Source organism: Sphingomonas sp. H160509 (assembly GCF_024124765.2).
In the GTDB taxonomy this organism is placed as follows: Bacteria; Pseudomonadota; Alphaproteobacteria; order Sphingomonadales; family Sphingomonadaceae; genus Sphingomonas.
Genome location: NZ_JAMXSR020000003.1, coordinates 72,174 through 87,108 on the forward strand (window position 1 = coordinate 72,174; position 14,935 = coordinate 87,108).

General features: G+C 56.9%; 10 protein-coding genes and 1 pseudogene. 5 read left to right on the forward strand and 6 right to left on the reverse strand.

The features are described from left to right. Positions 1–85 precede the first annotated feature (85 nt). The 4 genes from NHF48_RS26285 to NHF48_RS22470 all read left to right on the forward strand — a co-directional run bounded on the left by NHF48_RS26285 (position 86) and on the right by NHF48_RS22470 (position 3,705). The gene (locus NHF48_RS26285; RefSeq protein WP_446741229.1) at positions 86–550 is read left to right on the forward strand and encodes a TonB family protein; all 465 of its coding nucleotides are present in this window, start codon (positions 86–88) and stop codon (positions 548–550) included. Between the two features lie 477 nt (positions 551–1,027). Then, the gene (locus NHF48_RS22460; protein ID WP_253072672.1) at positions 1,028–1,510 is read left to right on the forward strand and encodes a helix-turn-helix domain-containing protein; all 483 of its coding nucleotides are present in this window, start codon (positions 1,028–1,030) and stop codon (positions 1,508–1,510) included. 337 nt (positions 1,511–1,847) lie between these two features. After that, complete coding sequence (locus tag NHF48_RS22465; protein WP_253072673.1) at positions 1,848–2,675, forward strand: IS5 family transposase; 828 nt, start codon at positions 1,848–1,850, stop codon at positions 2,673–2,675. 70 nt (positions 2,676–2,745) lie between these two features. Beyond that, positions 2,746–3,705 (forward strand): IS481 family transposase, encoded by a 960-nt coding sequence (locus NHF48_RS22470; RefSeq protein WP_253072674.1) that lies wholly within the window; start codon positions 2,746–2,748, stop codon positions 3,703–3,705. A 168-nt stretch (positions 3,706–3,873) separates the two neighbouring features. On the opposite strand, the gene NHF48_RS22475 is transcribed toward NHF48_RS22470, so the two are convergent. From NHF48_RS22475 to tnpA, 6 genes and pseudogenes are all read right to left on the reverse strand, one after another. Then, positions 3,874–4,815 (reverse strand): acyltransferase family protein, encoded by a 942-nt coding sequence (locus NHF48_RS22475; RefSeq protein ID WP_253072675.1) that lies wholly within the window; start codon positions 4,813–4,815, stop codon positions 3,874–3,876. 109 nt (positions 4,816–4,924) lie between these two features. Next, entirely contained in the window at positions 4,925–5,443 is a 519-nt protein-coding gene (locus NHF48_RS22480) for a hypothetical protein (RefSeq protein ID WP_253072676.1), read from the reverse strand. 43 nt (positions 5,444–5,486) lie between these two features. Continuing rightward, positions 5,487–6,469, reverse strand: a pseudogene (locus NHF48_RS22485) (IS481 family transposase). An 823-nt stretch (positions 6,470–7,292) separates the two neighbouring features. Then, positions 7,293–8,846, reverse strand: a complete 1,554-nt coding sequence (gene tnpC, locus NHF48_RS22490) for an IS66 family transposase (RefSeq protein ID WP_253072677.1) — start codon at positions 8,844–8,846, stop codon at positions 7,293–7,295. A gap of 61 nt (positions 8,847–8,907) precedes the next feature. Continuing rightward, positions 8,908–9,255: an IS66 family insertion sequence element accessory protein TnpB gene (tnpB, locus tag NHF48_RS22495; RefSeq protein WP_253072678.1), complete on the reverse strand. Its 348-nt coding sequence runs from the start codon at positions 9,253–9,255 to the stop codon at positions 8,908–8,910. Continuing rightward, entirely contained in the window at positions 9,252–9,650 is a 399-nt protein-coding gene (gene tnpA / locus NHF48_RS22500; RefSeq protein ID WP_253072679.1) for an IS66-like element accessory protein TnpA, read from the reverse strand. Before tnpA ends, tnpB begins: the two co-directional genes overlap by 4 nt. Before the next feature lie 3,184 nt (positions 9,651–12,834). Here tnpA and NHF48_RS22505 point away from each other — a divergent pair. After that, positions 12,835–13,086, forward strand: a complete 252-nt coding sequence (locus NHF48_RS22505) for a hypothetical protein (RefSeq protein WP_263817078.1) — start codon at positions 12,835–12,837, stop codon at positions 13,084–13,086. Positions 13,087–14,935 lie beyond the last annotated feature (1,849 nt).

Below are 14,935 nucleotides of genomic sequence, written 5' to 3' on the forward strand. Positions count from 1 at the left end.
GAATACACTTGGCCGATCGTCCTGCAAAAGGAGGTCATGATGTTAAAAATCCTAAATTTAGCTACATTTACAGCGTTTCTCTTGATTGGCGTTTCTGCAGACGCACGGGATCGGGATATTACCGTCGTGGCGAAGCCCCCTTACTCTTGCGGCATGGTCCAAGAACATCACTGCAAAAATTGAGGACGGCCTGCATTATCCCTCGCGTATGGGTTCTGGCAGATCGGTTTCGGGAATAGTGTCGGTAAGGTTTCACTGTAGCGATACTGGCGCTCCAACTGATGTCGTGGTTTACCGTAAGTCGGGTGAACGATCGCTCGACGTCGCCGCTACGCGAGCAGTGAGTCAAATAAGAACTCTTCATCCAATGCCGCTCAATCTGAAATCTGATCAGCAATATGAGGCTAACATTTTGTTCGCGGAGTCATACGCCGAGTCCGTCGATCTCATGGCTAAGATGCGCAAAGAAGCCATCCGCCGAAACGCTTGGTTCAGTGACTCAAGTCGTGCGATCGCGCTCAATGTTGGCTTTCAGCCAATAGGGCAATAACGGTCGTAAGACTTGGCTGGACGATACGGTCACTCTTCTCTGCGGGAAGGGTGACCGTATTGACGTCACGGAGGGGCAGAACCCCTTCGCCGCTCTAGGCTTTCCTGGGTCCAGAGCAGAGTTGATCCGCCTTTGAGCGTGTTTCTTACCGCGGTAGTGGTAAGCAATTTCTTACAAAGTCCTGATGACGTTTTCGACGGGCTTCGGAAGGCGAGCTATGAATTATCGCTACGCAGAGCATTAAGCAGGTGACGGAGCAAAATTCTCACCCTATTTGCGACGAGTATGAGCATCCAAAGTTTATTTCTTACAATTCAAGATATTGTGTCCAAACTGAGTGCATACCGAGCAAACTCGGCTTAAAAGTTGACTTGTATTTACGGCGACTCGATGTGAACCGTCCGGCGTCAGGCAATTGTGCGGTCCATCTACTTAATACATTCACCTCTTATGTCGCCATAGTGGGGATAAATCGATATGGGTGATATACAGCCAACGGCATACTATGAGCTGCTTACAGTTGCGGAACTTGGTGCCGCAGCTTTGTCTACCAATATCGACCGCCGCTGTGCTCATCTAGATAAGGCGGGTATCTACGCTACGTTGGGTGAAGGTGGTCAAAACGGATCGCGTGATCCTTCAGCAAAACATAATGTGAACCAATCGTGGAGGCGCGCTGGCACGCTCGCCAACGCAAAGCGCAATGCGCTGATCATTGCACTCGAAAACAGCCGGTATAATATAAAAGCTGCCGCGGCCCAATTAGGTATTGGCCGGACTACTCTTTACCGATTAGTTGGCGAATACTGTGTTCAGCTTCCTACGAAATTTTCAACAGCAGCAAGCACGGAGAACGGACTCAAAGCCAGCGCCGTAGGAAACCAGTCGCCTGTTGTCCGATCAAGACTGGAATGGGACCACGGCAAGTTAATACTGACCGGGCTCACTTCCCAAAATTGAGGTGTTTTGCATCGTTGCGGCGGAGACTCCCTCCGCCGCAATGGCGCTTTTCTTCGGGTTTCAACCGAAGGTGTACCCCGCTTTGGGACAGGCGATACCCCAACAAACGCGGCGTAATCGTACTGAAAGCGTGAACGCGGCAGGGTTCTTGGAGTCAAAGCACGAACCTGACAGATCGCTTTATTGCGGAAGATCCGCCCCGTCACCGTCGCGCTGGCGCCCTTGTCCGTCCGTCGACGGGCCGTTCCAACAGGTCTTGGAGCCCGACTGAAAATTGAGTTGAGCGATTTGAGTAGCTTGTGATTCACCGGGGGGTTGCGAAGACCACGAGGATCACATGGGCTGGACTGAAATCGCTCGGCGCGAGCATGACGGAAGCGGGCTGCGCTATGCAAGCGACTGCACCGATGAGGAATGGGCAGTTATCCGGCCATTATTGAGGCGAACCTCCAGGGTGGGACGCCCGCGCAAGCACAAGGCGCGGACCCTGTGGAACGCGATCCAGTATATCGCCACGACAGGGTGCCAATGGGCGCAACTGCCCAAGGACTTCCCGCCCTTCACGACGGTGCAGTATCATTTCTACCGCATGCGCGACAGCGGCCTGCTCGATGTCATCAACGCGGTGCTGGTAGCGTGGGCGCGAGTTTCGGAGGGTTGCACGCCGGCGCCGACCGTAGGCATCATCGATAGCCAGTCAGTGAAGACCACCGAGGCGGGTGGGCCTCGCGGATACGACGCCGGCAAGAAGTTAAAGGGGCGCAAGCGCCACATCGTGACCGACACGCTTGGCAACATGCTCGAAGGCGTGGTGCACGGGGCCGATGTTCAGGACCGCGACGGGGCGCCCGACCTGATTGAGCGATCCTGCGACGCGTATCCCACGCTCACCAGACTGTATGCCGATGGCGGCTATGCCGGCCAGAAGCTTGAAACAGCGGTCGCGCACATTGATCGGCTGACTATCGAAATCATCAGACGATCCGACCTGACGGGCTTTGTCGTTCTGCCCCGGCGCCGGGGCGTGGAACGCACCCTGGCGTGGCTCAGTCGATGCCGGCGTCTCGCCAAGGATTGGGAAGCCTCCATCGCATCGTCCGAAGCCTGGATGCTCGTCTCGTCCATAAGACGAATGACCCGCCGTATCGCTAAACTCGAATTATGAGTCGGGGTCTGAGGTGTTTGATCCCACGGTTTGATGGTGCGATCCTTTCGTTAGAATGGAAGGAAGCCGTATGGGACAGGTACGTCACGGGAGCGCCACGACCACGCACGCCGTCAGAGCAGCAATACAGCGATCGGAAGCTTCGCTCTCGGCGCTGAGCCGAGAGCTTGGGATCAACCCTAAGACGGTAGCGAAGTGGCGTAAGCGGGCGACGGTCGAGGATCAAAAGACCGGGCCGAAGGCCCCTCATTCAACGACCCTGACCCAAGCTGAGGAGGCGGCCGTCGTCGCGTTCCGGCGTCACACATTACTGCCGCTCGACGATTGCCTCTACGCGTTGCAGCCCTCGATCCCGCAGCTGACGCGCTCAGCGCTGCACCGCTGCCTCCAGCGTCATGGCATATCCCGTCTGCCAGACATCGAGGGGGACAAGCCGAAGCGACAGCGCTTCAAGCGCTACCCGATCGGCTTCTTCCACGTGGATATTGCAGAGGTGCAGACCGCCGAAGGCAAGCTCTACCTGTTCGTCGGCATCGACCGCACCAGCAAGTTCGCCGTCACCCAGTTGGTCGACAAGGCTGATCGGCGAACGGCGTGGGAGTTCCTGGAACACCTGCTGAAAGCTGTACCTTACCGTATCCATACGATCCTGACCGACAATGGCATCCAGTTCGCCGACCAGCCGCGCAACCGTAACACCGCCTGGTCGCGTCAGATGCGCTTCGATATGATCTGCGAAGCGAACGACATCGAGCACCGGCTCACCAAGCCGAACCACCCTTGGACCAATGGTCAGGTCGAGCGGATGAACCGCACCATCAAGGAGGCGACCGTCAAACGCTTCCACTACGAGAGCCATGACCAGCTACGGACGCACCTCGCTGACTTCATGGCTGCCTATAACTTTGCCCGCCGGCTCAAGACGCTCAGCGGACTCACACCCTACGAATACATCGCCAAAATCTGGACGTCAGAGCCGGATAGGTTCATCGTCAATCCGATCCACCAGATGCCGGGACTAAACACCTAGCGAAGCGGATGATCACCGGCTAACTCGGCCGTCACCAAACTGCCTTCGTTAGTTGTTTCGCGGGATTTCCTAAACTTGTATAGCGGCTTCTCTACTCGAACATTCATTATCCAAGCATACGCCAGCGTTAAGCCTGCAGCGACGATCGCTATACCAATAAAATTGTGGTTAGGGAAGAAACCTTTCAGCAAGTTTGATAGCGATGATCTGAAACAGGTATACGCTGTAGGAAACCCGACCAATCCACCGAAGCCAAGGCATCAGCAAAAGCGGCGACGTGATGCGGTTTGGCGTCAGGATAAAGGCGAACACGATATAAAGTCCAACGCCTTGGGCGGTGTACCGGAACACCTCGGCGAATATAGGATTTCGGACCAGCGCAGCGCCGAGAATAAGCGCTATGCCCAAGCCAAACTGCCAGATGGAGGGTCGCCAGCCATTTACGTCGAGGGCAGGGTTCTTAAATAATGCCAGTGCGCAGCCGGCTAGTATCGAGTCAGCGCGCGTATGGCTGAAAAAGTAGTTCAGTGTGATGTCGTGCCCGACCGCCAAATGCCCAATGCGAGCCAACAAGGGGATGAGGCACGCAGCCGCACAGGCGATTGCCGCAGTGCGCGAGGTCAGGCGCATTAGCGCAAGACCGAACACGAAAGGGAATATTAGGTAGAAGTGTTCTTCGACTGCTAACGACCAGAGTGGAGGACCTGGGAGGCCGGCATGCGGCCCCCAGAGGCGCTCATAGTTCGATAGAAACCCGATTTGCGACAGCACGCTGCCAATATCCAGGCGTTGGACCGTCAGTAACCCGAGCGACAAAAGCAGACCGCTCAATGCTAAGGTTATGTACAGGGGCGGAAATATACGGAACGAACGACGCACGTAGAAGGCTATCAGGTCAATCTTACCGGTATTTCCGGCCTCTACTCGAAGTAGCGACGTGATGAGGTAACCGCTAAGGAAAAAGAATACTGTTACGCCAAGACCACCAGGAACAAGGTTATGAAGTGGTCCAAGATGGCTGACGAAAACGATCAGGACTGCAATTGCCCTGACGCCGTCCAGCTCAGCGATTATCGGAAACCTTGGCATTGGCGTATTGACTATGCGCATAACATCCCCCCGTACGCAGCCTTATACAGCCGATGCGGAAAGTGGTAATTTTCAGCTTCCGACTTTGTTCAGAATCGGGACAATGACGAATTTTGTAAAAACCTAATCGTTAGCGCACCACTTCATATCGAAACCCATCCAAGTGACGGACGACAGTATTAGCCTTTAGCTTAATCTTTGCGGCCCATTTTGCGCCGAGTGTGATCAGGCCATACTTTGAACCGTCCGGCAGCAGTTGGCCGGCGTCGACGAGCCGCCCGGCCGGAGCAATAGCCTTTACCGGCGCGACCACCACCTTGCCGCGCTGCACGCATGACGGCCCCAGGATCAGCTTCGTGTTCTTCGCCCCCGGCTTGATCCACGAGACGCGATAGGTCGGCGGAACATGCAGCTCGCAGTCATCAATCCGCACAATGCCACCGTCACCCTGGAACCCAACAAGCAGCCCGTTAGGGTCTTCGTTCCAGACAATCAGCTTCCGAAGATGGATGTTACCGGTCGCCACCGGCGACTGCAAAGCCGCTACGTCGCCATCACGTGCGTTGCGGCTCACCAGCGTATCGCCGACCAGCGCCCCCCATACCTTGAGACTTACTCGGCTGTCCTCAACCGTGACAGTTCCTGTCATCGTCGTGGTGGCCTTCGTGTCGATACCGACGTCCCAGAAGCGCTTAGGTGTTTAGTCCCGGCATCTGGTGGATCGGATCGACGATGAACCTATCCGGCTCTGCCGTCCAGATTTTGGCGATGTATTCGTAAGGCGTGAGGCCGCTGAGCGTTTTGAGCGGACGGGCGAAATTGTAGGTCGCCATGAAGTCGGCGAGGTGCACCCGTAACTGCTCGTGGCTTTCGTAGTGAAAGCGTTTGACGGTCACTTCATTAATCGTGCGGTTCATCCGCTTTACCTGACCGTTGGTCTAAGGATGGTTCGGCTTGGTAAGCCGGTGCTCAATGTCATTGGCTTCGCAGATCATGTCAAAGCGCATCTGCGGCGACCAGGCGATGTTGCGGTTGCATGGTTGCTTGGCGAACTGGATGCCGTTGTCGGTCAGGATCGTGTGAATGCGGTAGGGCACGGCTTTCAGCAGGTGTTCCAGGAACTCCCACGCTGTCCGTCGATCAGCCTTGTCGACGAGTTGAGTGACCGCGAACTTGCTGATGCGGTCGATGCCGACGAACAGGTAGAGCCCTTCGACGAGCTCAGGAAAGCCTTGCCCTCGGCGGCCTGCCCCTCAGCGATGTCCACGTGGAAGAAACCGATAGGGTAGCGCTTGCAGCGCTGTCGCTTCGGCTTGTCCCCCTCAATGTCCGGCAGACGGGATATGCCATGACGCTGCAGGCAGCGGTGCAGCGCTGAGCGTGTCAGATGCGGCAACGACGGCTGCAACGCATAGAGGCAATCGTCGAGCGGCAGGAGTGTGTGGCGCCGGAATGCGACGACCGCTGCCTCCTCGGCTTCGGTCAAGGTCGTAGAGCGAGGGGCCTTCGGCCCGGTCTTCAAGTCCTGGACCGTCGTTCGCTTACGCCACTTCGCCACCGTCTTCGGGTTGATCCCAAGCTCCCGGCTTAGCGTCGAGGGCGAAGCTTCCGATCGCTGTATTGCTGCTCGGGCGGCGTGCGTGGTCGTGGCGCTCCCGTGACGTACCTGTCCCATACGGCTTCCTTCCAGTCTAACGAAAGGATCGCACCATCAAACCGTGGGATCAAACACCAAAGGTTCGATGGTCAAGTCGAGCATGGCGGAAACACCTACTACATTTACTTGGCGCTGGGCAGCACCGCAGGCGTAGCCAACCTGCAGTTCTGATCAGGCACAACGCATCGGTGCCTTTACAACCAACGTCGTAATTCATCTCCAATACCCGCCTTACCCAGTGTCCGCTACGACCGCCCAAATCAAACATGCCGACCGATCGCTATCGGACGGCTCGAAGTATGGCCTGATCACGCTGGGGTTGAAGGGGGTTAGGACGCTTGGTCTGAAAGCGAACACGGTTACTCGCCACGTTGATGGCTTACGCTATCAAGTTGTGAAATAAGAAATTCCTCGCTCTTCGAGGTGCGGCGCAAAAGCAAAACGGAGAGCGAGGAAGTATGACCGAGCGGCCGCGCTCAGGCTACGGTCCATCACGACGCTATTGAACGTCATCCCTTCCGATTCGGCATAAACTTAAATTACTATTGTAAGAGACTCACTCGCTTTGCAGAGCTTGCTAACCCGCGACCGTCATTTCGCGAAAAGCGTTCATACACGTAGTCCCTACCTGATTTCAAAGCGTCCGGCCCTCAACCCATTCCATGCGACTTTATCACATGTACGGTACAACGTGCTCGGTCACCGCACCCTCATCGTCGCTCGTACAGAGCCGGCATCGTACAACCATGGCGAATCATCGTAATTTTGTCCACGTTTCGTTCCAGATAAGGAAACAGCGGCAAAGGCGAATTACCGGTAAGCGTGGCCGGCAGGCCGCAGATTACGCGGCTTGCGCCACCGGCTCTGCGGTTTGCGCGGACCAGTTCCAGGGCATGAGCTCGTCCCATCGCGCTGCTGGCCAATCAGCTGCGATCTTCCCAGTGACGTCGGCGATGTAGGCCTGCGGGTCGACGCCGTTGGCCTTGCAGGTCTGGATGACGGTGTAGATCGCCGCGGCGCGCTCGCCGCCCGTTTTCGAACCAGCGAACAGCCAGTTTCGCCGTCCGACGGCAACGCCGCGCAACGCGCGTGCGGCGATGTTGTTGTCGATCTCCAGGCGCCCGTCATCGAGGAAGCGACACAGTGCGAGCCATCGCTTCGTGCCATAGGCGATAGCCTTGGCCATGTCGGACTTTGGCGACAGGCGGCGCAGTGCTGCGTCCAGTGCCTCGCGCAGCGCATCGACTAGCGGCTTCGTCCGGTTCTGCCGCGCCGCCAGCCGCACGTCAGGCGGCCTGCCGCGGACCTCGGCCTCTATGCTGTACAAGGCACCGATGCGTTCAAGAATCTCGGTGGTCAGCGGCGTGGCAACCCGCTCGTGCAGGTCGAACACCTTGCGCCTGAAATGGGCCCAGCACGCGACTTCTGTGACGCCGCTTCGATAGAGCCCGTCGTAACCGGCATAGGCGTCGGCCTGGAGGAAGCCTCGAAATCCGGCGAGATGGGCTTGCGGATGTGCACCGGTACGGTCGGTCGTGAAGCGATACCATGTCGCTGGCGGAGCCGTGTTACCGGAGGCGCGGTCATCGACTGCATAGACCCATAGTCGCCCGGTCGCGGTGCGTCCGCGGCCTGGGTCGAGCACCGGAACTGGCGTGTCGTCCGCGTGGATCTTGTCGCCTTTCAGCACTTCCTCGCGGATGCGACTGACGATGGGGTCAAGCAGCGTGGCTGCATGACCGACCCAGCCCGCCAGCGTCGAGCGGTCGATGTCCAAGCCTTGGGCCGCCATCATCTCGGACTGCCGATAAAGCGGCAGGTGATGTTCGAACTTCGAGACGACGACATGGGCCAGCGTTGCGAATGTCGCCTTTCCGCGTGCGACTGCCTTCACCGGGGCAGCTGCCTGGACGATCTTCTCACACGTCCGGCAGCTGTATTTCGGTCGGACGTTCCGCACCACGCGCCAGTGCACCGGCAGGACGTCGAGCATCTCATGGGCGTCCTGCCCGAGACGGCGTAGCGCACCGCCACAGTCCGGGCATGTGCAGGCGCCGGAGGCGGGTTCGTGGACGGCCTCCGCGCGTGGCAGGTGGTCGGGCAACGCACGGACTGGTGCCGGCCGCACGGGCGTGTCTGACAAGACCGCGCCGGTCTCCGGGACTGCGCTCTCGGTTTCCAGTTCCTCAAGTGTGAGTTCGAGCTGGGCGATCTCGCGCGTCAACTTCTCGGAGGATGCGCCAAACTGCATCCGCCGCAGCCGAGCGATCTGTCCACGCAGTGTCTCGATGAGCAGGTCGCGGGCGGCAAGTGCTGCATTGGCTCGGGCGAGCGAGGCCTCCAGCACGGCGATCCGCGCCTCGGCATCAGATGGGGCAAGAGATGCTTGCGACACCTCATTTTCATAGCAGTTCGCGCACTCTCACACGAGCAAAAATGGCGGAAAAGCTATGTTTTCAGCCGGCCAATGTTGGTGCCCATGTCCGCTCTGGACGGCGCCAGTCGATGCCCTCCAGAAGCATCGACACCTGCGCCGATGTCAGCGCCACTGTGCCTGTCGCGGTCACCGGCCAGACGAAACGCCCCCGGTCCATCCGCTTCGAAAACAGGCAGAGTCCCTGACCGTCGAACCACAGCAATTTGATCAGGTCGCCGCGCTTGCCACGGAACGCGAACAGCGCACCGGAATATGGTTTCTCCCGGAGCACCTGCTGCACCAATACCGCCAGGCCATCGAAGCCCTTGCGCATGTCGGTGACGCCGCACGCCAGGAATATCCGCGTCGATGTCGGCTGCGGGATCATCGGGTCAGCACGCCGATCACGCGCGACAGCGCCTCGGCGTCGACCGTGCCGTCGACGGTCAGTCGCACACCCGAAGGCAGCTCGATGCCGATCTGCCCCGCGGTCCGGACGTCCGCTGGCGCCTCGACGGGCGGCGCCGGCAGCATCATGGGCGGCTCGCTGATTTGGACTTCGGCAAATGCGGTCTGAGGCCGGGCCGGCACTCCGCTCAGTGCACCCGACATCGCCTGGCGCCGCCAGGTGTAGATCGCGCCGCTGCCGACCTCGTGACGCTCGACCGCCGCCCGGACCGACCCATCCGGCCCAAACGCATCCCGCAGGATCGCCAGCTTCTCCTCGACCGTCCAGCGGCGCCGGCCCGACACCCGCCCGACAATCTCGATACGACCACTCATACGACCGGTCGTATGACTACTCGCTACATCTGCAGCTGGTTCGATAGTCTCGTCCGACATCACGGCCCCGTTCAAAGAGCTGCCATCAACCCGTTGAACGCTCCGCCTACAAGGCGGCCCCTCAGACCGCGCTTACAATTACCGTTGATCTAGCGGTACAGATCCTGTGCTCATCTCTTGATCAAACCAGCGCTGGACGTGTCGGCACCATTCGTTTGGCGCTTCGCTGCCTATGGGCGTCGCCCCAAGCGCTGGCAGCTGATCAGGTTCTTGGAAGACGCGACGCAGAAAAGAGATCGGCCGCAGCCAGAGCGTAACGGCATCGCTCAAAGCGCTCGTTTAACAGCTACGTCGCTCGGGTAGCTATTGGGACACCGCCTTTTGACGGTAGCTTGATCGGATGACGATCGCCCGAACGTTCAGTCCTGATATGGTGACATGTGCCTCACCTCTGAACTCCCGCGCTAGCTTTAGGCTCTGTAGCTCATTGATAGCCTTGGACGAAGGCGACGAGAGCATCCACCTGCAGCCATTGAACTTCGCGGCCAGCAAAGCGAGCCGAGCCTCCTCCGACAGCCTGGCAGCAAGCGCGACACTTTTGATGATGCGGGCCGTCACCGTTGCTTGGCGTCAATAACCATGTCGATCGCCTGAGCTATTCGGCGCCAATCCTCGACCGCAACACCATCGCTGAGGATCGCCGGCCAGCCGCGCGATAATATAAACTGCAGTCAGGTTGTAAAGCTTAGCTAAAAACGCCCTAGCATTCATCCAGACGTCGCGGTTGCCTATCATACGTCAAGGTCGCGTCGCGCAATTTTAGCAGGCAGAGCGTTGGCGATCATGTCGTTCGCTCGTCCGGTTGTTTGTTGATAGGCGCGTAGCAATTCGGCGTCTGTTATCTCTTCGGCTTCAGTGTCGGCCCGTCCATTCGTAGGGTTTATGCGCGATCAACCGATTCGAGCAATCGTATCTTCAAGGAAAAGCGGGACGGCGCGCGCCTGACGCTCGTACGCCGCCCCTATCCGTTGCCCAATTCCAGGAAACCGGTGGCGGCGTGCGCCCCAAATACCAGTTACTGCCATTAAAGCTAGCGTTGTTGAACCGTGGAAACCAAAACCACGTATGCACGAACTCATCACTTCTACAGTCCGCACAGACTTCGGAAGCCTCATTAAGTGCGAGTAGCGGCACGTCAACCTAGTCGCCCGGGTAGGTCAGATACGGGTGACTACGGTTCCCCTTTATGCATTCGTTGTTAAGAGACAATAGATAGGATACTGTTCTCTTTTGCGAGGTTCCAGGGGTTCCCAGCCGACGATCTTAATGCCGCGGCTAAGGGTCGACAATTTAGCCCGAAATCGTATATAAAAAAGCTGACTTACGCGGGCAAGCAAATAGGATCCGATTCACAACTTTTGCAACACGTTGCTAGTCTTTTCTGGCGCAGGGATCAGAAAGTATATTGCCAAGAGAATAAAGCACAGCTCTTGGAGCCGCATAACCATGAGCCTTGACGATTTCTCCGGCATTAAGCCATACTTCACGTTCAGACATCTTCGCCTCGCTCAGTCGCTCCACGGTAATTCAGCCGCGAAGCTTAGGACCGTGTCGATGCCGTCCGCGTCCAATCCGTTTTCCTAGTCAATCTAATCGCCTTTGTTCCAAGTTGAACTGAACGCTTTAAACGGCCGACGGCATCGCTGATGTCAGGTAATTGGCTCGTTGGAGCAACGTACGCCTTCCTTTAGGGCCTGCAAGTTCGTAGATCGTTTAGGAAGTAGAATTCCTTGCAACGCCTACTAAGGCGGTATGCGCTGTTCCATGCGGTCATCAAGAACGACCGATACTCAGGCGCTCTGCACGCTCGGCGTGAGCCGCGAGCTCATCAAGTTTGGCGGCGGACGCTAAAAGCGCAGCCTTCCTATTTGGCAGCTTCGCGTCTTCCGCTGCTGCGCGGTCAGCGGCTGCACGGTTGCGTAAATCTTCGCTCAACGCACTCATAAACTCAGCCTACCAATTTCAAACTATCGCAGACGGCTATGTAGGGGCCGTGTGCGAACTGACCACCTCCCTTGCCGGCCTAGACTTCCGAATGGGGATAAGTCGAAGAACAACAGGCGCATAGAGGGCGTGCTCTGCGCTCCGAGTGACGACGCCGACCTACGCTTCACGCCAGAAACCTGTTCAACGAGAGCGGCGTTGCAATCTTCAGCGACCGCGCCGCACGGAGCTGGGCTACTCTAGAACCGAGCGCGGGCTCCTGATCAACAAGTGGCGGAAGGAAGACAAGGCGATAGCGGTTTTTCAGCAATGCACGGGAATTGCACATATCTGAAGCCAGTTCGGCGTCGGGCTGCCTACCCTACCCTACCCAACCCGGTCCCTGACGTTCCACGGCGCGAGCCTCCCCGGCAGGCGCAACCGGTGTACGATTCCCACGCGCTCGATCCTGATGTGGAAAGGCCGAAGTGGGAAGCATGAGTGATTTGGGCGAGTCCTACAGAAGGAGTATTTGTACCTGTCTAGCGTTTAGGACGACCTTGCCTGTCGAATTATTACAATCAAAGCGTGGGCGGATGCGGTAAAATTGCCGGGATGTTCGCATGGACACCCAAGTCAGAAGCGGGCATGAACTCACCATTGGCTTGCAATTCTTATCGGGGCAATGGAGGCCCAGTGAAAAGTGCTCCGGCATTCGAATGGCAGCTGCCCTGATGCGCTAGAAGCTCGATCTGCGGGAGGTGCTCAGTTGACCTACGTCTTCCAAAGCGATGCGACTTCAAGACTTAATCTGGAGGGGACGGAGCTTTTCGACTTGCTCACGAAGTTCGGCAAGCCGTTCCTCTTTATCTCGTACGACCCACTTTTGTTGATCATCCTGCTAACGATTAACGCTCGGTTACAAAGAATCCTCTATGTTCGGGCCATGGCTAGGTTGAATAAATTGGTCAGCCAACCCAACCTAATTCGCGCATGTCGTTAGCCCCTTTTCGGCATCGTACACTTGGGCGGCTTCGGTCGCCTTTTTCGTGCCCTGGCTCGTCGGCGTCCAACTCACCCTCTCAATCCTATTGAGGATAAGCAGGAACGTAGATCCGGATTTTAGGTCGTTTACGATTGATTAACGGGTATGTCATAACCGGCTGTGTGACGAACCACGTCGCAGCTACTAGAGAATTTTATGTTTCTCAAATCCCTCGCGATGGCCTCGGCCGGCTTGGCCCTGATCGCTGCACCTGCTGCTGCGAGCGCTGCGCCCGCACCCTTTGCAGCGAGCCTTTCGGTATCGAAGGCAGTTCGAACAGGCACACCTACCGCTAAAAAGAGCAAAGTCGCTGACGGCGGTTTGATTATCGTTGCAGCCGCAGTAATCGCAGTCGGCGGTGCGCTTTATCTCGCGATCGACGGCGACGATAACTCGGACAGCAACTAACGTTTTTGGGCCAGCGTCAGCGCGCTGGCCTAAAACGACTCCTTTTGTCCGGCACCGCCCATGTACCCGCTGACATACCGGGAGCGACAGTTGATCGGATCGTCACCGATACGTTGAGAGCGCAGGCCGGTCAGGTATAGGCCCTGGCTGCTTGGAACGATAAAGTACGACATTCTCCTAAGCCCGCATAAGCTAACGACAATGAGCACAGTAGTATGCCCCCCCATCCCTAATTAGGAATGCTGTGGCAATAGTCTAACGGTATAGCGAGGTGTGCTCATTGTGAAGCATGCGGTTTCCCGTCAGGTCTGAGTTCTAGCCCTGTCTCATCCTGCCATCGCAGCCATGTGATCGCTTGGCCTACAAGCGCGGCCGCTAGATGTTCTTGCCGATGCTCAAGCAAGAAAAGCGCTTCCATCAGCATCTTGTCGACGTCAGCGTTGTCCTGGGCCTCGCTCAAAGCGGCCTCCATACAACGTGGCTAATTCGAACACCCACACTAGTTCGCCACGTTTACCGGCGAGTCGCCCCTAACACGGATCCGCGATATACAATAGATGTGTTTTCCTATCAAACCCTGCCTCTCTGTCGTTAACCATTCTACAGCTTGAAGTTCCGGATTCATTGCTTACGAGGTAATTGACGTAGAAAAAATTCCAGTTCACTTCTGCCAAATTACTGGCTTATCCTTGCCAATCTGTCGATGGCCGGTTTGGTTTTCCTCAACTTCAGACTTGCACCCGGATGTAGAACTTGACGAGCGGCGCGACCATGAAACAAGTCAGATCGCAATGCCTATAAGCATAACATTTCGTATCTTTTGTCATTACCGTCCGCCATCACTTGCTCCTACTGAACACAGACGAGGGTCGGCGCAGCGGAACGGATTCAGCGGTAAACCGCGGTAGCCAGACCGCATGAAAGATTACACGACCAACATCACACTCTTGGCATAGGTATTCGACCATCTCCAAGACATTTTGTTCTGCAGATGTGGCCAACATATAGCCAATCGTGACCGGCGAGTGCGAGAGTTGAGGATGACATGGCATCTGTCTGCAACCCCATGACGGCCGATGTGATCAAGGCAATTGGTGTTGCATATCACCGACGACATCTGGAGCTAGTCGCATTCCTTTGAGCGTAGCGATCATTAATCGCGGACGCTAAACAAACCGCGTTAGATTTGCGAGCTATCGTGCGCGGTCACTAGACCGCCGCTTCGGATCAGCAATGCGGATGGGCATGGCCTCGACAATCCATAGCGCGACAGCAATCGTTAATGATCCACCCCAAATAACGGCAACGCAAAAAACTAGAGTATTAATCATACCAGTCCCTTTAATGCGGATAAACACCGATCACATAGAACCGATCTGAGGCAATCAGATGACGAAGTCGAGATAAAAGTTGCTCGCTTTGCAATGCCTTTGTTCAAAAACAGGACGCCCCGGCCCGGGATTAGCGGGGTTGTCGATGCTACAATGCCGACCAGTGCTACTTCTCAGAACACGAGGTTTTACACTAATGGGTAAGTTTAAGGCGGCATCTAACCGTGTCGCTTCGCCGCCCTCCCGCCTGTCGCCGTTCCGAGCGCTCAAAGACGGTTTAATACTGAACCGTGGAATGCATGATACAACGCTAGGTATGACGCACCAATCGTTTAAAAATCCCAGGTGCGCGACGATCGCAAGGTCGCGGCCGGTGATCCGGCACTCTTAAGCTAGCTGTTCAAAGCGACCGGCATGTTCGCAGTGCTGCCCAGCCGCTTTGCGCCGGGATTCTGATTGGGCCTGTGCAGTCTGTTCGGCAAGAGCATCACTGGTCCTCGACATACCTGTTAGTGACA